An 18,125-nucleotide genomic window follows, 5' to 3' on the forward strand; every position below is an offset into this window, starting at 1 on the left:
GCAGACCGGAGTCACCGGTCACGCCGGAACCACCGGCCACACGGAAACCACCGGTCACACCGGCTGCCGGTGCAGCGCGCCCCGCACCAGGTCCGCGACCCCGCCCTCACCCGGTGGGGCCGCCACGCAGGACAGGGCGAGCCGGACGGCGAGTTCGCAGGAGCGGGCGAGGTCGGGGACGTCCGTCTTGTGGACGCCGGGTCCGGCGAGGACGGAGACGGCCCGGTCGCGCACCAGTGCCACGAAGTCGCCCGGTGACGGCAGCGCTCCGTCGGCCCGGCGCTGTGCCGGCACGGCCGAGGAGGACGGCACCGCAGAGAGCGTCGGCGAGGGCAGCCGCTCGCCCCAGCAGCCGGTGAGCATGGCCCGGACCAGCGCGTTCTCCCGGGCGGAGGCGGTGGTCCACTCGGCGGTCGCGGTCAGCCGCTCCCGGGCGTCGCCGTGCGAGGTGAGCGCCCGGTCGACGCCGACGAGATACCCGTCGGCCTCCCGTCTCACCAGCGCGCGGGCCAGCCCTTCCTTGCTCCCGAACTCGTTGTACAGCGTCTGCCGGGACACTCCGGCCGTCACCGCGACATCCACCATCCGCACAGCGGACCACGGCCGACGCGCCAACGCCGCATAAGCGGCATCCAGCAGCGATTCCCGCGCAGCAGGCATCATCGCCTCCCAGGGAGCAAGCAGCCCTGCGCCCAGATTTGACGCGCGGGGATGCACTGTCAAGGGGTCACGCGGGCACGAAGAGGCGCGCGCGGCGGCGCCCGCCCGAGGCGGGCCGGCGAAGACCGGCCCCACCCCACGGACCCACCCCACGGTCCCCACCCCCGCCCCGCTGGCCCCGTACCGACAGCGGCAGATACCGTTCGCAGCATGCCGGACTACCTCGACGACCTCCGCCTCGCCCACGTCCTCGCGGACGCGGCCGACGCGACCACCATGGACCGCTTCAAGGCACTGGACCTCAAGGTCGAGACAAAGCCGGACATGACCCCCGTCAGCGAGGCGGACAAGGCGGCGGAGGAACTCATCCGCAACCACCTCAAGCGCGCCCGCCCCCGCGACGCCATCCTCGGCGAGGAGTACGGCGTCGAGGGCACCGGCCCGCGACGCTGGGTCATCGACCCCATCGACGGCACCAAGAACTACGTCCGGGGGGTTCCCGTCTGGGCCACCCTGATCTCCCTGATGGAGGCGGCGGAGGGCGGCTACCAGCCCGTTGTCGGCGTGGTCTCCGCCCCCGCCCTCGGCCGCCGCTGGTGGGCCGCGAAGGACCACGGCGCCTTCAGCGGCCGCAGCCTCACCTCCGCGTCCCGCCTCCACGTCTCCCAGGTCGGCAAGCTCTCGGACGCCTCCTTCGCCTACTCCTCCCTCACCGGCTGGGAGGACCAGGGCCGCCTGGGCGGCTTCCTGGACCTGACCCGCGAGGTGTGGCGCACGCGCGCGTACGGCGACTTCTGGCCGTACATGATGGTCGCCGAGGGCTCGATCGACCTCTGCGCGGAACCGGAGCTCTCCCTCTGGGACATGGCCGCGAACGCGATCGTCGTCACGGAGGCCGGTGGCACCTTCACCGGGCTCGACGGCCGCCCGGGCCCGCACAGCGGCAACGCCGCCGCCTCCAACGGCCTGCTCCACGACGAGTTCCTGGGCTATCTCAACGAGCGCTACTAGGGGTTCACGGATGAGCGCGCACGCCCTCAATCGGCTGTGCGCGCCCCCTTGTTGACCCTCGCTTTACCTGCGACCCTGGGGGGACCCTCGTTTGTGAACTTGTGAACCAATGAACGAACTCATTGGTTCCCCAGGAGGTGACTGCGAACCCATGCTCGTCCGCGACGCCATGAGCACGGTGGTCCTCACCATCGGCCCCGCCCACACGCTCCGCCAGGCCGCCGCCCTGATGTCCGCCCGTCGGGTGGGCGCGGCCGTGGTCCTCGATCCCGACGGCACCGGCACCGGCATTCTGACCGAGCGCGACATCCTGAACTCCGTAGGACTGGGCCAGAACCCGGACACGGAGTGCGTCCACGCCCACACCACCACCGACGTCGTCTTCGCCACCCCGACCTGGACCCTGGAGGAGGCCGCGCAGGCGATGACCCACGGCGGCTTCCGGCATCTCATCGTGCTGGACCACGGTGAGCCCACGGGCATCGTCTCGGTCCGCGACGTCATCCGCTGCTGGGCACCGGCGCCGCAGCGCGTGCCGGCCGCCACCGGTTCACCGCATTAGAATCAATCCAATTCGAGTAGCCCTCCAAACTCACACCCATTCGGATTCTGGTCTCCAGCTGTTAGGCTGGTGCGCATGAGCGACCTTCTGGAACGACTGCGCGGCCGCGGCTGGCGGATGACCGCGCAGCGGCGCGTCGTGGCCGAGGTCCTCGACGGCGAACACGTCCACCTGACGGCCGACGAGGTCCACGCACGCGCCGTGGCCAAGCTGCCCGAGATCTCCCGGGCGACCGTCTACAACACGCTGGGCGAGCTGGTCTCCCTCGGCGAGGTGCTCGAAGTCGCCACCGACAAGCGCGCCAAGAGGTACGACCCGAACGCCCACCGGCCGCACCACCACCTGGTCTGCGCCCAGTGCGGCGCCATCCGGGACGTGCACCCCACGGGCGACCCGCTGACGGAGCTCCCCGACTCGGAGCGCTTCGGCTTCACCGTCTCGGGCGTCGAGGTGACGTACCGGGGCGTGTGCCCGAACTGCGCGGCGGCGTAACAGCCTTCACCGAAGCCCCGGCATCCTTCGCGGACGCCGGGGCTTCGTGCTGCCCACAGCCATTCGCACGGTCCATGGACCTCCTGAATCCGACGAGGAGGCGGTGGGCCATCGCCCCAGAAAACACCGAAGGCCGGAACCCTTTCGGATTCCGGCCTTCGGCCTTCAGTAGCGGGGACAGGATTTGAACCTGCGACCTCTGGGTTATGAGCCCAGCGAGCTACCGAGCTGCTCCACCCCGCGCCGTTGAATGCAACGTTACGTGAAGGGGAAGGCCAGAGGCAAATCGCTTGTTCGAGGGCGGCCCCGAACAGCGCCCACTACGCCGACAGCTCCTCGCGCAACGCGTCCCGCAGTCGAGCCGCCCGCTCGGAGACCTCCGCAGGTCCGAGGGCCACCGCCCGGTCGGCCCAGCGCTGCCCCTCGGCCAGTTCTCCCCGACGCGCGTAGACCAGGGCCAACCGCAACGCCGCCCGTCCGTGCCCCGCGTCGGCAGCGCGGGCCCACCACACGGCGGCCTCCGGCTCGCTCCCCTCCCGGGCGAGCAGCAGCCCCAGGTTGAACGCCCCGTTTCGGGATCCCGCCTCCGCGGCCTCCCGGTACCACCGGGCCGCCTCCACGACGTCACCCCGGGCGGCGGCGAGCATGCCCACCCGCACCTGCGCGCGGCGGTGCCCCTGGGAGGCCGCCCGCTCGTACCACTCCTCGCACTCGCTCTTCTCCTCGTGCACCGGCTCCCCGAGCGAGTGCTCGGGCGCCGGCGGCCGCCGGGCGTCCAGCACGGTCGCCAGCCGGTACGCGGCCTCCGCGCTGCCCCCTCCCGCGGCACACCGCAGGTGCCGCTCGGCGCCGGCCTCGTCCCCCTCCCGCAGCCGGGCGATGCCCACCTGGAGCGCGGCCTCGGTGTGCCCGGCGGCGGCGGCCCGCTCGTACCACCGCAGGGCGACGGCCTCCTCGCCGCGTCCGGCGAACAGGATGCCGAGGTTGAACGCGGCGTCCACGCTCCCGGCCTCCGCGGCCTTGGAGAACCAGGGCTCGGCCCCGGACGTGTCCCCGCCCTGCAGCAGCAGGATGGCGAGCGCGTTGGCCGCCTCGCGGTGTCCCGCGTACGCGGCCCGCCGGTACCACTGCTCGGCCTGCGCGGTCCGCCCCTGCTCGGCGCAGAGCAGTCCGAGGTTGTACGCGCCGTTGTCGTCGCCCGCGTCCATCGCCGCGCGGTACCACCGCTCGGCGGTCTGCGGCTCGCCGCGCTCGGCGTGCAGGGCGCCCAGCGCGTTGGCCGCGTTGCCGTCGCCGTCCTGGGCGGCGCGCAGCCACCACACGGCGGCGCTCTCGGTGTCACCCGCGTCCCGCAGCAGGAACCCGAGCGCGCAGGCGGCCCGCGCCTCGCCGTCCTTGGCGGACGTCAGGTACCAGCGCCCGGCCTCCTTGAGCGCGCCGCGCCGCTCCAGGATCGCCCCGAGATGCAGCGCCGCGCGCCGGTGTCCGCGCGCGGCGGCCTGCCGATACCACAGCTCGGCCTCGGCCCCGGCCCCGTGGTCGTCCCCGACGTCCCCCTCAGGGACCAGCCGGCGGTCGAGCGCGCGGGCCAGTCGGTAGGCGGCCTCGCGGTGCCCCCGCTCGGCGGCGATCCTCATCCACTGCTCGGCGCCCGCGTCCTGGCGGTGCTCCAGCAGGTCGGCGAGCGCGTAGGCGCCCAGGGCGTGCCCCTGCTCGGCAGACTGGCGCAGCCAGTACTCGGCGGCGGGCTCGTCGCCCCGCTCACGATGGTGGCGCCCCAGCGCGTGCGCGGCCGCGGCGGACCCGGCGACGGCGGCGATCCGCCACCAGCCGGCGGCGTCGTCGGCGTATCCGCGCTGGTGCAGCAGCACGCCGAGGTTGTTGGCGGCGGCCCGGTCGCCGGCGGCGGTGGCGGCACGCAGATGGGGCTCGGCTCCGTCGAGGTCGCCGCGGCGCAGCAGGAGGGCGCCGAGGACGCTCATCGCCTCGACGTCACCGGCTTCGGCGGCCAGGCGCTGCCGGACCTCCTCGGCGGCGTCGTCAGCCGCCTCCCCGGCCCCGTCCCGCCCGGAAGGTTGCACAAAACGCCCTGTCTCGAACAGAGTTGCCTTGTCCCCCATAACGTCCATCGTCGCACCACCTGCAACCTGGGTACACCTGGTATACCGCAGCCAGTGAGGTCACTTCAGCGTTTTGTCGACATGCCCACAGAACGACAAGTGAAACACAGTTCCCGCCAACTACCCCCGGCGGCAGGGCCGTCGGTTTCTCGGCACATGCGTTCGCACATCACGAAGGCCCGGATCCTTTTCAGGATCCGGGCCTTCGATTGCAGTAGCGGGGACAGGATTTGAACCTGCGACCTCTGGGTTATGAGCCCAGCGAGCTACCGAGCTGCTCCACCCCGCGCCGTTGTGTTGCAACCGTACCACGGCGCGGGGTGGGCCTTTGACCAGCGGCCGATCAGCCGCTGGGACTGCTGCTCGGACTACCGCTGGGACTGCTCCTGGGGCTCGGGCTGACGCTGGGCTTCGCGCTGCTGCCGCTGCCCTTGTCCGCCGTGGCCTGCGCGTCCTCGGCCCGCTTGAGCGCGGCCTTCAGATCCTCCTGAGCCCGGCCGTACGCCTCCCAGTCGCCCTTCTTCAGGGCTTCCTGGCCGGCGTCGAAGGCCTTCTGGGCGTCGTCCAGCGCCTGTTGGACCGTCGGGTTGGTGGAGGTCGGCGGCGGCTTGGTGGTGTCACCGCCGCCGTCCGGTGGCTGCGTGGTCGAACCGTCCGCTCCGAACACCTTGTTCAGGGCTTCGTCGAGGGTGTCCTCGAAGGCGGTGTTGCCCCCGTAGGTCACCAACACCTTCCGCAGCAGCGGGTACTTGAGTCCACCACCGCGTACGTAGACCGGCTCCACATAAAGCAGTCCTCCGTCGAGCGGCACCGTCAGGAGATTGCCGTACTCCACATTGGAGTCGCCTCTGTTGAGGAGGCTGATGGTCTCGGCGATGTCCTGTTCGGAGTTGAACTGGCTCTGCACCTGTTTGGGCCCGTTGACCGTGGTGTTGGTCGGCAGTTTCAGGATTCTGATCTTGCCGTAGTCGCTGGTGCCCGCCTCGGCGTCGACCGACATGAACGCACTGAGGTTGTCCCGGCCGTTGGGCGTGAACGTCGTCGTGAGCGAGAACGCCTGCGCCTTCTGGTCGGGCATCTTCATGCTCAGGTAGTACGGCGGCACGGCGTCGCCCGACTTGTTGGTCGGGTCGTCCGGCACCTGCCACACCTCGCTGCCGCTGAGGAAGGTGTCCGCGTCCTCGACGTGGTAGCGGGCCAGCAGCTCACGCTGGACCTTGAACAGGTCCTGCGGGTACCGCAGATGGGCCATCAGGTCGGTGGAGATGTCCTTCCTCGACTCCACCGTGCCCGGGAACGCCTTCATCCAGGTCTTGAGGACCGGGTCCTTGGTGTCCCACTGGTAGAGCTTGACCTCGCCGGTGTACGCGTCGACGGTCGCCTTCACCGAGTTGCGGATGTAGTTGACCTGGTTCTGCTGGGCGACGACCGCGCGCTGGTTGTTCGTCGCGGTCAGCGAGTCGGCCGTGGTGTCGCCGAGGGTCGTGCGCGAGGAGTACGGGTAGCCGTTCGTCGTCGTGTACGCGTCGACGATCCACTGGATCTTGCCGTTCACCACCGCCGGATAGGCGTCGCCGTCGATGGTCAGCCAGGGGGCGACCGCCTCGACGCGCTGCTTGGGCGTGCGGTTGTACAGGATCCGCGAGCCCTCGCCGATCGCCCCGGAGTAGAGGATCTGCGGCTCGCTGAACGCCACCGCGTACGCGGCCCGGTTGACCGGGTTGGAGAGGTTGACCCCGCTCTTGGCCTTGTAGCTGTAGGTCTTCTCGCCGGAGTCGTCGGAGTAGTCGATCTCCTTCTGGGGACCGCCGACGATCGAGTACTCGGTGGTCTTCTCGCCGTAGTAGACGCGCTGCTGGTACGTCCCGAGGTCCCCCTGGGAGGGCAGGTTGGACTCGGTGAAGACCGGGCGGCCCTCGGCGTCGGCCTCGGTGCCCTTCGCGGCGACCACGCCGTAACCGTGGGTGTAGCGGAAGTGGTCGTTGATCCAGTTGTTCTTCGGGATGCCGGCGAGGTTCAGCTCGCGCAGCCCGATGACCGTGTCCTGATCCCCGGCGTTCTTGCCGTCCTTGCTGTACCGGTCGACATCCAGGTTGGTCGGGAACGCGTAGTAGTTCCGCATCTGCTGGAGCTGCTGGAAGGTCGGCGAGACGACGTTGGGGTCCACGACCCGGATGCTGGCCGTGGCGTCGACGTCGTCGCGCAGCTTGGTCTTGTCCGTCGTGGTGGACTTGCCGTCGTATTCGTTCACCGAGGCGTCGTCGATGTCGTACGCCTCACGCGTCGCCTTGAGGTTCTTCTCGACGTACGGCGCTTCCTTGGCCTGCTCGTTCGGCTGGACCTGGAACTTCTGGACGATCGCGGGGTAGAGCCCGCCGATCAGGATCGCCGAGAGCACCATCAGGCCGAAGCCGATCACGGGCAGCTGCCAGGTGCGCCGCCACAGGGTGGCGAAGAACAGCAGCGCGCAGATCACCGCGATGCAGAACAGGATCGTCTTGGCCGGCAGATAGGCGTTCGCGTCGACGTACCTGAGGCCCGTCCAGCTGTCGGTCGCCTTGAAGTCGCTGGACTTGACCGCGAGGCCGTACCGGTCGAGCCAGTACGCGACCGCCTTCAGCGCGACGAAGACGCCGAGCAGCACCGACAGGTGCCCGGTCGCGGCGGCCGTGGCCCGCGCGCCGGGAGAGGTGATGCGCAGACCGCCGTAGAGGTAGTGCGTCAGCGCGGCGGCGATCACCGAGAGGATCGCGGCGGCGAAGCCGAAGCCGAGCAGGAACCGGTACCAGGGCAGGTCGAAGGTGTAGAAGGAGATGTCGAGGTGGAACTGCGGGTCCTTCTGGCCGAAGGAGACGCCGTTGACCCACATCAGCCAGGTCCGCCACTGGCTGGAGGCGGAGGCACCGGCGATCAGGCCCACCAGGGAGACGATCCCGAGCAGCAGCCACTTCTTGTACGGCGCGATGCCCATCCGGTAGCGGTCGAGGTTCTGCTGCTCCATCGACATGGCGCTCAGCGGCGGGCGCAGCCGGTGGGCCAGCCAGATGTTGAAGCCGACCGCGAGGGCCATCAGCAGGCCGAAGACGAAGAACAGCCCGATCTTGGTCCACAGGGTGGTGGTGAACACGGACGAGTAGTTCACCGAGCGGTACCAGAGCCAGTCCGTCCAGAAGCCCGCGAACATGGTGAACGCCATGCCGAGGACGGCAAGGACGCCCAGCGTCATGAGCAGGGTCCTGGCACGCCGGGACGGGCGGCCCACTCTCATCCGCGGCCCTGTCGGGCCTCCGCCGCGGTCCGGCATCTGGAAAGCCAAGGTGCGCACCTCGAAGTTCGCTGTCGATCCGTCAGGCCCTCGTGTTCGCGGGCCCTGGGTGGCCCCCCGTGATCGCGGGCCCACACCTATGCAACTTACTCACCGTTTACTCGGTTCCCGATTCAGGTGACGAACGAGGCAGGATTGTGACTATGTCCAACACCCCCATGGCGGCGAGCCCGCTCACCCGGGCCGTACTCGAGATCGACGAGTACGCCTCCGGCCTCGGCTGGGACCGGCCCGCCCGCCTCTTCGCCCTCGTAGACACCGCCCGGCTGCGCGCCCAGGAACCCGCTCTCGCGAGCCAGCTCGGTCTGAAGGACGCGCAGGCACCCTCGGGCTTCACCCCCATCGAGCAGGAGGAGATCCCCAAGGGCAAGCCGCTCGACGAGTTCCTCGGCACCATCGCCTGGCCCGACGCTGTCGTCGGCTGCGCGCTCACCGTGGAGCGCCTGATGCTGCCGCCGTCCGCCGAGGCGTCCGTCCCGCAGGGGCTGAGCGAGGGCAAGCTGGCGAAGTGGGTCGCCGAGCACCCGGACCGTCAGGAGGTCCGCATGACGGTCGCGGTCCTGCGCGACGGCACCCGCGACTCGGCCCTGCGGCTGCGCGAGAAGGACTCCCCGACGGAGGTCCTCACGGGCCGCGACCTGGTGCCCGGCCTGGCGGAGGCCCTGTCGGCGACCTTCGCGGACTGAACGACGACGGGGGCGCTCTCGGTGCGAGGGGCGCCCCCGTCGTCGTACGCGCGCGTGCCGGTCAGCTCTTGGCCGTGCACTTCGGCAGGTCGGAGGTGCGGCCCTCGCGGATGTCCTTGAGCGCGCCGAGGGCGTCGTCGATGGTCTTCACCTTGACCAGGGTGAGCCCGCCCGGAGTGTCCTTGGCGGCGGCCGCGCAGTTGTCGGCGGGCGTCAGGAAGTACTGGGCGCCCTTGTCGCGCGCGCCGACCGTCTTCATCTCGATGCCGCCGATCGGGCCGACCTTGCCGTTGTCGTCGATCGTGCCGGTCCCGGCGACGAACTTGCCGCCGGTCAGGCTGCCCGGGGTGAGCTTGTCGTAGATGCCGAGCGCGAACATCAGACCGGCGCTCGGGCCGCCGACGTCGGCGAGCTTGATGTCGACGGTGAACGGGAAGGTGTGGTCGGTCCCGGCGGCGATCCCGACGATGGCGCGCTTCTCACCCTCGTCGTCGGACGCCCTGGTCGTGATCGTGACCTTCTCGGTCTTCGTCGCCGGCCGGTTCGCCTTCTCGGCGGCGGCCTGTTCCTTCGCGGGCACCACGGTGAAGACGACGTCCTCACCCGGCTTGTGCTTCGTCACCAGCTTCGCGACATCGCCCGGCGCCTTCACGGCCGTACCGTCGACGGCCTTGATGACATCCCCCGCGTGCAGCCTGCCCTCGGCCGGGGAGTCCTTGACGACGGTCGAGACGATCACCCAGGACCGCACCGGGACGTCCAGTTCCTTCAGGGCGGCGACCTTGGCGCTCTCCTGGGACTGGCTGAACTCCTCGGCGTTCTCCTGGGTCGACTGCTCCTCGGTCTTGCCGTCCGGGTAGAGGGTGTCGTGCGGTACGACCTTGTTGTCGTGCGCGAGCCAGCCGTAGACGGCCTCGACGAGGTTCATCTTGTAGTCGGCGCTGGTGACCCGGACGGTGGTCATGTTCAGGTGACCGCTCGTCGGGTACGTCTTGCGCCCGGAGATCTGCAGCACCGGCTCGCCGCCGTGGTCGCCGAGGGTGTTCACCGTGGGGCCCGGTGACATCTCGGCGTAGGGCACTTTGATGAAGACTCCCGCGCAGAGGAGCGCGATCAGCATCAGGGTGGAGGCGAGCATCGTCGCGGTGCGGCGTGGCATGGCACGACAGTACGGGACGCTCCTGTCGGACCCTCGTCAGGGCGCCGCCATGACGAGGACGTCAGGTGCCCGAGTGCGACTTCTCCATCGCGGCGCGGAAACGGGCGTACCCGTCGAGCTCGGGGCCGTCGCTGCGGGCCTTCTGGGTCCGGTTGGCCCAACTGCCCCACAGCCCGGCGACGACCGCGGCCAACAACGGAATCAACAACCAGACGAGCGCCCCCATGCCGACCTCCCGACCCCACACTGAGCCACCGCAGAAAACTGACTGATCAGCAGATTAATCATCTGCACTGACAACGCTCACGGCAGGGGTGCGGTTACGCAACCGGAGAGGTGAAGGAAGGGTTCAGCAGGCGCCGACCCATTCCTCCGTACCGTCAGAAAAGGTCTGGTGCTTCCAGATCGGCACCTCGTGCTTGAGATCGTCGATCAGCTTCCGGCAGGCCTCGAAGGCCTCGCCCCGATGCGGACACGACACGGCGACGACCACGGCGAGATCCCCCACTCCGAGGTCCCCCACCCGGTGCGCGGCAGCGAGCGCCCGCACGGGGAACTCGGCCACGACCCTTTCCGCGACCCGCCGCATCTCGGCCTCGGCACTGGGGTGGCACGAGTACCCGAGCTTGTCGACGTCGGCGCCCCCGTCGTGGTTCCTGACGGTCCCGACGAACAGGGCGGTCCCGCCGGCGGCGTCGTCCCCCACGGCCCGGAAGACCTCGTCGAGCGAGAGGGGGGTGTCCCGGACGGCGATCAGCTTGATCGGGTCCTGTGCGGCCTGCTCACCGGGGTGGTCCAAGGTAGGTGCCATGCGTCCATCGTGCCGCACGCCTCGACCGACCCGGAATGGAACTTTCACCAGGCACACGCGTGTGCACGATTGGAGACTCCTACAGTGCGCCCACCCAGGGGCGCGGGGCTGTGTCGATGTGCGGCTCCGCCGTGTGGGCGCGACCAGCCACGACTGCCCCGCAGCCGCCCTACTGTCTCGAGCGGCACCCCACGAAGCGCTCAGATCCGCCGCCGAGCCTTCCGAGCCCGCCGTACGACCGCGGCCGCGCCCAGCAGAGCGACCGTCGCTCCAGCAGCCCCCGCCGCCGTCGCATCCTTCCTGCCCAGCCGCCGCCCGGCGACCGTGTGCCGCCCCGCGACCTCCTCCAGCAGCACCGCGAGCACCTCCTCGTTGGACCACCGCGGCCGCCACCCGGCGTCATGCAGCCGGCTGCCGCTCACCACCCAGGGGTACATCGTGTACGCCAGGTCCCCCGCGGGAGACGGCGTCAGACCGATCCGGTGCAGCCGGGCCGCCGCCCCCAACGCGACCGCCGACGGCAGCTCCATCCGGCGGATCCCGCTGAGCTCCTCGATCTCCTCCTGCTCCAGCCATCCGTCGCACCCGACGGCGAGCTCCCCGTCGACCTTCTCCAGGACGGCATGCTCCAGAGCGCTGCACAGGTCCTCGACGTGGCAGAACTGCCAGGCGGGCCGGGACCCGGCCACGACCAGCAGCCGCGGCGACTCGAAGTACCGGGTCAGAGCGGTGTCCGTGCCCCCGCCCACCAGCACCGCGGGCCGCACCACGGTGACGTTCAGCCCCGGATGCGCCCGAGGAGCCCGCCGGGCCAGCCGCTCGATCTCCAGCAGGTCGCCGACCCCGGTCGCCTCCGCGGTGGCCCGCAGCTCGGCGTCCTCCGAGAGGGGCAGCTCGTTGTCCGGGAGCGCCCCGTAGACCATCGCCGAGGTGCACAGCACGACCCGGTGCACGCCCGCGGCCGCCGCGGCGGTCAGCACGGTCTGCGTCCCGCGCACGTTGTACGCCGTACGTGCCGCGGGGTCGGTCTCCAGATCGAGGTCGAGCGCCAGATGGACCACGACATCGGCCCCGCGCAGCTTCTCCGCGATGGCCGGATCCCGTACGTCCAGGATGTGCCACTGCGCCGCGGCGCACTCACCGCGCCGCTCGTCGAGCGCGATGACCTGCTTGATCTCCTCCGACGCGGCCAGCCGCTCGGTGAGCAGCGCTCCGATGCCGGACGCGGCGCCGGTGACCGCGACGACTGGCCCGCGCGTGGCGGGATTGGTTGACTGGTTTCGCGCTGCGCGAACCTGCGGATCAGGGGAACTCACCGGGCGTCTCCAGCGGTTGTCTGTAGTAGGAACGCGAGTGACGCGTACGTACCAGGTGGCATCCATCCTGCCGCAGGCGGAGAGTCGGCGGAGCACCGAGGCCCTAACGGCCGTCGGTGTCTACGCTGGGGGGTGTTATCGGGCAGCCGCGCCGCCGGAGGCAACCGGTGGCCTTACCAGCCGAGGAATCCCGTGAGTGACACCCCATTCGGATTCGGCCTTCCGCCGGAGGAGCCGGACGACGGCGACGAGGGCAAGAAGAAGGACCAGGAGAGCGGTGGTGGTCAGGGACCGGCCAACCCGTTCGGTTTCGGCGGTCTGCCCGGAGCCGGAGGCTTTGGCGGCCCCGGTGCGGACAATCCGCTCGCAGCCATGTTCGGTTCGTTGAACCCCACCGACCTGGGCGCCGCCTTCCAGCAGCTGGGCCAGATGCTCTCGTACGAGGGCGGCCCGGTGAACTGGGACATGGCCAAGCAGATCGCCCGCCAGACGGTCTCCCAGGGCACCTCGGACGGCACCAAGGACGCGAGCGTCGGCCCCGCCGAGCGCACCGCGGTCGAGGAGGCCGTGCGCCTGGCGGACCTGTGGCTCGACGACGCGACCTCGCTGCCGTCCGGTGCGGGCTCCGCCGTGGCGTGGTCCCGCGCGGAGTGGGTCGAGGCGACCCTGCCCGCGTGGAAGGAGCTCGTCGACCCGGTCGCCGAGCGGGTCGGCACCGCCATGGGTGACGTCCTGCCTGAGGAGATGCAGGCCATGGCGGGCCCGCTGATCGGCATGATGCGCTCGATGGGCGGCGCCATGTTCGGCACCCAGATCGGGCAGGCCGTCGGCGTGCTCGCGGGCGAGGTCGTCGGGTCCACCGACATCGGCCTGCCGCTGGGTCCGGTGGGCAAGGCCGCGCTGCTGCCGGCGAACATCGAGGCCTTCGGCAAGGACCTGGGTGTGCCCAAGGACGAGGTGCGGCTGTATCTCGCCCTGCGCGAGGCCGCTCACCAGCGCCTCTTCGCGCACGTGCCGTGGCTGCGCTCGCACCTGTACGGCGCGGTCGACGGGTACGCGCGCGGGATCAAGGTCGACACCGCCAAGCTGGAGGACGTGGTCGGCCAGTTCGACCCGCAGAACCCCGAGCAGCTGCAGGACGCCCTCCAGCAGGGCATGTTCCAGCCGGAGGACACCCCGGAGCAGAAGGCGGCCCTGGCCCGTCTGGAGACGGCTCTGGCGCTCGTGGAGGGCTGGGTGGACGCGGTGGTCCATGCGGCCGCGAAGCCGCGTCTGTCATCCGCGGACGCGCTGCGCGAGACCCTGCGCCGCCGGCGCGCCTCGGGCGGCCCCGCCGAGCAGACCTTCGCCACGCTGATCGGCCTGCAGCTGCGCCCGCGCCGGCTGCGGGACGCCTCCCGTCTGTGGGCCTCGCTCACCGACGCGCGCGGTGTCGACGGCCGCGACGGCCTGTGGGCCCACCCGGACATGCTGCCGACCGCGTCCGACCTGGACGACCCGGACGGCTTCGTGCACCGCGAGCAGCTGGACTTCTCCGAGCTGGAGAAGATGCTCGGCCAGGCGGACAGCGGCTCCGACGAGAAGCCGAACCTGAAGAAGGACGACGACACCGAGTGAGCCTCCATGACGACGCGGTCCTCGTACTCAAACGGTACGAGGACCAGGAGGAGCTGCGCGGGACCTACCTGGACCATCTCGCGGCCCACCCGGGCGGCGTGTGGAAGGCCTGTCACGCGGGGCACATCACGGCGAGCGCCCTGGTGGTCGACCCGTCACGCGGGCAGGTCCTGCTCACCCTCCACAAGAAGTTGCGGATGTGGCTCCAGATGGGCGGCCACTGCGAGCCGGCCGACACCTCCCTGGAGGCGGCGGCCCTGCGCGAGGCGACGGAGGAGTCCGGCATCCCGGGCCTGACGCTGCTGCCGGGCGGCCCGGTGCGCCTGGACCGGCATCCGATCCCGCCGCCGTGCCACTGCCACTTCGACGTCCAGTACGCGGCGCTCGCCCCGTCCGGCGCCGTGGAGACGATCAGCGACGAGTCCCTCGACGTACGGTGGTTCGCCTACGACGAGGTGGCGGAGGTGGCGGACGACTCGGTCGTACGCCTGCTGGAAGCGACCCGCGCGAGGCTGTGAGCGCATAGGTAAGGGGCGCCCGGCAATGGCGGGCGCCCCTTACGCATGGCTAGCTGTTGCTGCCCCCGAGGGAGTTGCCGCGCATGCCGAACTGGCCGAGCATCCCGCCGTTGCGCAGGCCCTGCGGCGGCAGCAGCTCACTGGGCTGGACCAGGACATGGCCCGTGCCGCCGAAGTGCATCTCCCAGCCCTCGCCGGTGGTCCCCCTGCGGCGCCACACTCCGGAGGTGGAGGTGGGCGCCTGGAGCTGGGTGCGCAGGGACGTGGACCAGGCGATGACGGCGTCGGAGTCGACGCAGACGTTCTTGTCCGGTGCCACCTCCAGCACCAGCGGCTCGCCGGAGGTCATCAGGACGACCTGGCCGGCGCCGGACAGCTCCAGGTTGTAGGCACCCGCGGCGGCCACCTCGACGGCGCTGTCCACGGCGACGATGCCGACGCCGAGGGAGCCGTCGAAGGCCAGGACGTAGGAACTGTCGACCGTGATGCCGCGGCCGACCTCCATGATGTGCAGGTGCTGGGCGAGGTTGGCCAGGTAGACGATGCCGTTGCCCTTGCAGCGCATGAGTTCGAGGCGCTCGCCGGTCATCCGCTCGACGTTGCGCCAGCTGCGGTTGCGGTACTGGCTGTCGAACTCGACCTGCCCCTCGAAGGCCACCATGGCGCCCTGTCGGGCGAGGACGGGGCTGCTGCCCTGGGTGACGTCGGTCTTCAGGAGCTGCGGGTTCTGCAGGGTGTAGCGCCCGGTCGACTCGACCGGGACGTGTGCGAAGAGTGTGCTGTGCATGATGTGCCTGGTGCTCCCCTCAGCCCCGGATCTTGAATCGGTCGCCGGTGTCCTCGCTCGGCTGGACGACGACGAAGCCCTGCCCCTTGAAGCCGATCTGGAAGGCCTCGCCGCTGCCGCGGCCGATGAGGGCGCTCGCCTTGATGGTGCGGCGGGCCTTCATCTCCAGACCGGTGGTCCAGGCGACGAGCGCGTCCGGGTCGACGTACGTCTCCCGTTCGGCGCAGTCCAGGGCCATCGGAATGCCCCGGCTGACCAGGGCGACCCAGCCGGTGCCCTTGACGACGAGATTGGTCAGGCCGGAGCCGGACAGCTTCGCGAGTCCCTTGACCGGTTCGATGGCCAGGTCCAGCGAGGCGTCGCAGGCCAGCAGGGTGGCGCCGTTCACGGACAGCGCCTCGCCGCCCAGGTGCAGGACGAGGATGTCGCCGCCGTAGTCGGCCAGGTAGAGGTCGCCGTCGCCGCGGGCCAGCATCAGCTTGCCGCCCTCACCGGAGACCATCTCCTCCGCCGAGCGGCGCAGGCTCGCGGGCGCCCCGTCGAACTGCACATAGCCGTCGTAGGCGATCATCGAGCCGGCCTTGGCGATCAGGTCCTGCCCGGTGACCATGGTGACCTTGAGCGTCTTGGAGCTGTGCACACTCATGCGGACGCCGGTCGCGGCGGCACGGTGCGCACTCAGAGTCTGGGAGTCCATGGCCTCATACCTCGAAGGGCTGTACGACGACGAAGTTGCCGGGGGCGCCGCGGAACTGGAGGTTCACGGCCTCGGTGGTCTGCCGGGCGTACCCGGAGCGGCGCAGCCTGAGCGAGGTCGTGGTGACCGCCTGCGCACCGGCGGACCAGGCGATGACGGCGTTGCCGTCGACATAGGTGGCCGCGCCGACGGGCAGGACGACGGGCACGCCGCGTGTCTTGACGACGACCGCGCCCGTGCCGGAGAAGAGCATGCTGAAGAAGCCTCCGCCGGGCAGTCCCGCGCCCTCGATGCGGCGGACCTCGGTGTCCAGGGACTCGTCGAAGGCGAGCACGCCCTGGGCGCTGGTGTAGATCTGCTCGCCCTGGAGGCGGATGACGAAGACCCGGCTGGCCTCGTCGGCGAGGAACACCTCGCCGTTGCCGGTGCAGCGCATCAGGGACATGCCCTGCCCGGTGAGCGCCCCGGTGAGCTTGCCGAGCAGACCCGAGCCCTTGTGGGCGAAGTCGATGTCGCCCTGGTAGGCGACCATGCTGCCCTGCTTGGCGAGGATGGGGGCGTCCTTGGTGAGGGTGGCCCGCACCAGGTTCGTGTTCTGCTCGGTCCAGCGGTCACCGACGGGGGCTTCCGCGTACTTCGTCAGGACGACCCGGACGTTGGCCTCGGCCGGCACGGGGGCGAGCTGGGTGCCGCCGCCGAAGGGCTGCGCCTGCCCGGGGAAGGCTCCGGGAGCACCGGGGGGCGCGAACTGGCCGGCGACAGCGCCCGGGGGTGCAAACTGACCCGCGGGTGCACCGGGTGGCGCGTACTGACCCGCCGGAGGTGCGCCGGGCGGAGTGAACGTCTGACCCGGAGGAGTGAACGTCTGCGGACCCGTCGGCGCGGCGGGCGCGGTCGGGGTGGTCCCGACGGTCGGAGCGGTGTGGACGGACGGGGCGGGCGCGGGGGCCGGCGGCGCGCCGAACGAAGGAGCCGGTGCCGGCTGCGCGGGCGGGGCGAAGGCCGGCGCCTGGGACTGTGCCGGGATGACCGGCTGCTGGGGCGCGGCCTCGGGCTCCTCCTCGGCGACCTCGCCGCCGAAGTTCTTCAGCAGGGCGTCCAGACCGCCGTCGAACCCCTGGCCGACCGCGGCGAACCGCCAGACGTCCTTCAGATACAGGTCGCCCAGCATCACGGCGCGCTCGGTGGAGAACTCGCTGCCGTCGAACGAGTACCGGGCCACTTCCTCGCCACCGGCGACGATACGGAGATAGCCGGGGGCGATCTGCGACATCTGGCCGCCGCCGTCGATCGTCGCCGTGAACGACAGCTTCTGGATCTGCGACGGAATCTGATCGAGCGTGACCCGGAACGACTCCGTGTCGCCCGACTGCGCGCCCAGGAGCTGGATGGAGTCCTCAGGGGACTTCGGCTGGTTGAAGAAGATGAAGTACCGGTCGTCCGAGAGCCGTTCGTCGGCGTCGAGGCCGAAGCAGCTGATGTCGAAGGTCAGTCCGGGGCCGGAGATCTGTACTCCTACGTACAGGTCCGTGCCCGCGGTCAGGTCACTGATCTTGGCCTTGTGGCCGCGTTGGAATTCCCTGGCCATGCGTAACGACCGTCCCCCATCCCGAATGCGAGTGCGTCGCGACAGGCTAACGGCAAACTCGGACACCGGATCAGGTCGGTACAGATCCGGTACAAAAACCCGTTCGGGTCATCGGTCACTCTCCGCGGACGGTCGGGAGGTGCGGCAATCGGTCCGCGGCGACCACACCTTCGAGATAGCCCTTGGCCCGCTCGGTGCGCGGATAGGACTCCAGCAACCGCCAGAAACGGGGTCCGTGCCCGGGCACGAGCAGATGCGCGAGCTCATGGAGCAGGACGTAGTCGACGACGTACTCCGGCATGCCCTGGAGCCGGTGCGAGAGCCGGATGCTGCCCTCCGACGGGGTGCACGAACCCCAGCGGGTGTTCTGGTTGGTGACCCAGCGGACCGAGGCGGGCCGCGCCCGGCCGTCGAAGTACTGGGCCGACAGCCGCTGCGCGCGCTCGGAGAGTTCGGTGTCGCCGAGGACCCGCTTGCTCTCCTGGGCGGCCAGCTTGTCGAGCATGACACTGACCCAGCGCTGCTCCTCTGCCTCGGACATCCGGGCAGGGATGAGCACGACGGTGCGATCGCCCTCGCGGTACGCGGAAACCGTCCGACGTCGACGGCTGCTCCTGCGCACCTCGATCGCGCTCGCCCCCGAGCCGCTCGTCGGCTGGCTCGTCGTGCTGCGCTGTGGCGTTCCGGCGCTGTGCAGTGGGTCGGCGGGCACGCCCTGACGTTACCCGCTGCACACGGGGGAAGTCCCGACTCCGGGACGGTTCGGTTCCGATCGC

At 70.5% G+C, this 18,125-nt stretch carries 17 protein-coding genes and 2 tRNA genes; 6 read left to right on the top strand and 13 right to left on the bottom strand.

The genetic code is table 11. The features are described 5' to 3' along the window. Positions 1–54 precede the first annotated feature (54 nt). Complete coding sequence (locus tag RKD20_RS15225; RefSeq protein ID WP_424878201.1) at positions 55–663, bottom strand: TetR/AcrR family transcriptional regulator; 609 nt, start codon at positions 661–663, stop codon at positions 55–57. A gap of 207 nt (positions 664–870) precedes the next feature. Between RKD20_RS15225 and hisN the strand changes: the two genes are divergently transcribed. The 3 genes from hisN (at position 871) to RKD20_RS15240 (ending at position 2,725) form a co-directional block, all read left to right on the top strand. Beyond that, positions 871–1,671 carry a histidinol-phosphatase gene (gene hisN / locus RKD20_RS15230; RefSeq protein WP_424878202.1) on the top strand — a complete coding sequence of 267 codons (801 nt, stop codon included), beginning with the start codon at positions 871–873 and terminating at the stop codon, positions 1,669–1,671. A 151-nt stretch (positions 1,672–1,822) separates the two neighbouring features. Next, entirely contained in the window at positions 1,823–2,233 is a 411-nt protein-coding gene (locus RKD20_RS15235) for a cyclic nucleotide-binding/CBS domain-containing protein (protein ID WP_424878203.1), read from the top strand. A 75-nt stretch (positions 2,234–2,308) separates the two neighbouring features. After that, positions 2,309–2,725, top strand: a complete 417-nt coding sequence (locus RKD20_RS15240) for a Fur family transcriptional regulator (RefSeq protein ID WP_007384586.1) — start codon at positions 2,309–2,311, stop codon at positions 2,723–2,725. 169 nt (positions 2,726–2,894) lie between these two features. On the opposite strand, the gene RKD20_RS15245 is transcribed toward RKD20_RS15240, so the two are convergent. From RKD20_RS15245 to RKD20_RS15260, 4 genes are all read right to left on the bottom strand, one after another. Then, a tRNA-Met gene (locus RKD20_RS15245) sits at positions 2,895–2,968 on the bottom strand. 77 nt (positions 2,969–3,045) lie between these two features. Continuing rightward, a complete protein-coding gene (locus RKD20_RS15250) occupies positions 3,046–4,854 on the bottom strand; it encodes a tetratricopeptide repeat protein (RefSeq protein ID WP_424878204.1) in 1,809 nt (602 codons plus the stop codon). A 206-nt stretch (positions 4,855–5,060) separates the two neighbouring features. After that, positions 5,061–5,134 (bottom strand) — tRNA-Met (locus RKD20_RS15255). A gap of 54 nt (positions 5,135–5,188) precedes the next feature. Beyond that, a complete protein-coding gene (locus RKD20_RS15260) occupies positions 5,189–8,149 on the bottom strand; it encodes a UPF0182 family protein (RefSeq protein ID WP_424883224.1) in 2,961 nt (986 codons plus the stop codon). 164 nt (positions 8,150–8,313) lie between these two features. Here RKD20_RS15260 and RKD20_RS15265 point away from each other — a divergent pair, with 164 nt between their 5' ends. Next, positions 8,314–8,856: a PPA1309 family protein gene (locus RKD20_RS15265; protein ID WP_424878205.1), complete on the top strand. Its 543-nt coding sequence runs from the start codon at positions 8,314–8,316 to the stop codon at positions 8,854–8,856. A gap of 61 nt (positions 8,857–8,917) precedes the next feature. Here RKD20_RS15265 and RKD20_RS15270 read toward each other — a convergent pair whose 3' ends face one another. From RKD20_RS15270 to RKD20_RS15285, 4 genes are all read right to left on the bottom strand, one after another. Continuing rightward, positions 8,918–10,015, bottom strand: coding sequence for a YlbL family protein (locus RKD20_RS15270; protein ID WP_424878206.1), 1,098 nt, complete (start codon positions 10,013–10,015; stop codon positions 8,918–8,920). A 61-nt stretch (positions 10,016–10,076) separates the two neighbouring features. Further along, positions 10,077–10,241 (bottom strand): hypothetical protein, encoded by a 165-nt coding sequence (locus tag RKD20_RS15275; protein ID WP_020119805.1) that lies wholly within the window; start codon positions 10,239–10,241, stop codon positions 10,077–10,079. A 123-nt stretch (positions 10,242–10,364) separates the two neighbouring features. Then, positions 10,365–10,826 carry a molybdenum cofactor biosynthesis protein MoaE gene (locus tag RKD20_RS15280; RefSeq protein WP_424878207.1) on the bottom strand — a complete coding sequence of 154 codons (462 nt, stop codon included), beginning with the start codon at positions 10,824–10,826 and terminating at the stop codon, positions 10,365–10,367. Between the two features lie 200 nt (positions 10,827–11,026). Next, complete coding sequence (locus RKD20_RS15285) at positions 11,027–12,142, bottom strand: SDR family oxidoreductase (protein ID WP_020119803.1); 1,116 nt, start codon at positions 12,140–12,142, stop codon at positions 11,027–11,029. A 192-nt stretch (positions 12,143–12,334) separates the two neighbouring features. Between RKD20_RS15285 and RKD20_RS15290 the strand changes: the two genes are divergently transcribed. Both RKD20_RS15290 and RKD20_RS15295 read left to right on the top strand, forming a co-directional pair. Next, positions 12,335–13,759: a zinc-dependent metalloprotease gene (locus RKD20_RS15290; protein ID WP_424878208.1), complete on the top strand. Its 1,425-nt coding sequence runs from the start codon at positions 12,335–12,337 to the stop codon at positions 13,757–13,759. After that, positions 13,756–14,277, top strand: coding sequence for an NUDIX hydrolase (locus RKD20_RS15295; RefSeq protein ID WP_424878209.1), 522 nt, complete (start codon positions 13,756–13,758; stop codon positions 14,275–14,277). Before RKD20_RS15290 ends, RKD20_RS15295 begins: the two co-directional genes overlap by 4 nt. Before the next feature lie 49 nt (positions 14,278–14,326). Here the strand turns inward: RKD20_RS15295 and RKD20_RS15300 are convergent, their stop codons facing one another. The 4 genes from RKD20_RS15300 to RKD20_RS15315 form a co-directional block, all read right to left on the bottom strand. Next, on the bottom strand, positions 14,327–15,064 hold the full coding sequence (locus RKD20_RS15300; protein ID WP_020119800.1) for an AIM24 family protein: 738 nt from the start codon (positions 15,062–15,064) through the stop codon (positions 14,327–14,329). Between the two features lie 19 nt (positions 15,065–15,083). Further along, positions 15,084–15,761 carry an AIM24 family protein gene (locus tag RKD20_RS15305; protein ID WP_020119799.1) on the bottom strand — a complete coding sequence of 226 codons (678 nt, stop codon included), beginning with the start codon at positions 15,759–15,761 and terminating at the stop codon, positions 15,084–15,086. Positions 15,762–15,765: 4 nt separating this feature from the next. Further along, positions 15,766–17,349, bottom strand: coding sequence for a TerD family protein (locus RKD20_RS15310; RefSeq protein ID WP_424878210.1), 1,584 nt, complete (start codon positions 17,347–17,349; stop codon positions 15,766–15,768). Positions 17,350–17,464: 115 nt separating this feature from the next. Next, a complete protein-coding gene (locus RKD20_RS15315; protein WP_424878211.1) occupies positions 17,465–18,061 on the bottom strand; it encodes a M48 family metallopeptidase in 597 nt (198 codons plus the stop codon). Positions 18,062–18,125 lie beyond the last annotated feature (64 nt).

The organism is Streptomyces sp. SLBN-8D4, from assembly GCF_049739545.1.
In the GTDB taxonomy this organism is placed as follows: domain Bacteria; phylum Actinomycetota; class Actinomycetes; order Streptomycetales; family Streptomycetaceae; genus Streptomyces; species Streptomyces canus_C.

Coding starts and splice junctions, on each gene's coding strand:
- RKD20_RS15310 (WP_424878210.1), bottom strand. CDS start 17,349: ATGGCCAGGGAATTCCAACGCGGCCACAAGGCCAAGATCAGTGACCTG.
- RKD20_RS15265 (WP_424878205.1), top strand. CDS start 8,314: ATGTCCAACACCCCCATGGCGGCGAGCCCGCTCACCCGGGCCGTACTC.
- RKD20_RS15225 (WP_424878201.1), bottom strand. CDS start 663: ATGATGCCTGCTGCGCGGGAATCGCTGCTGGATGCCGCTTATGCGGCG.
- RKD20_RS15300 (WP_020119800.1), bottom strand. CDS start 15,064: ATGCACAGCACACTCTTCGCACACGTCCCGGTCGAGTCGACCGGGCGC.
- RKD20_RS15280 (WP_424878207.1), bottom strand. CDS start 10,826: ATGGCACCTACCTTGGACCACCCCGGTGAGCAGGCCGCACAGGACCCG.
- RKD20_RS15240 (WP_007384586.1), top strand. CDS start 2,309: ATGAGCGACCTTCTGGAACGACTGCGCGGCCGCGGCTGGCGGATGACC.
- RKD20_RS15275 (WP_020119805.1), bottom strand. CDS start 10,241: ATGGGGGCGCTCGTCTGGTTGTTGATTCCGTTGTTGGCCGCGGTCGTC.
- RKD20_RS15270 (WP_424878206.1), bottom strand. CDS start 10,015: ATGCCACGCCGCACCGCGACGATGCTCGCCTCCACCCTGATGCTGATC.
- RKD20_RS15305 (WP_020119799.1), bottom strand. CDS start 15,761: ATGGACTCCCAGACTCTGAGTGCGCACCGTGCCGCCGCGACCGGCGTC.
- hisN (WP_424878202.1), top strand. CDS start 871: ATGCCGGACTACCTCGACGACCTCCGCCTCGCCCACGTCCTCGCGGAC.
- RKD20_RS15235 (WP_424878203.1), top strand. CDS start 1,823: ATGCTCGTCCGCGACGCCATGAGCACGGTGGTCCTCACCATCGGCCCC.
- RKD20_RS15250 (WP_424878204.1), bottom strand. CDS start 4,854: ATGGACGTTATGGGGGACAAGGCAACTCTGTTCGAGACAGGGCGTTTT.
- RKD20_RS15260 (WP_424883224.1), bottom strand. CDS start 8,149: ATGCCGGACCGCGGCGGAGGCCCGACAGGGCCGCGGATGAGAGTGGGC.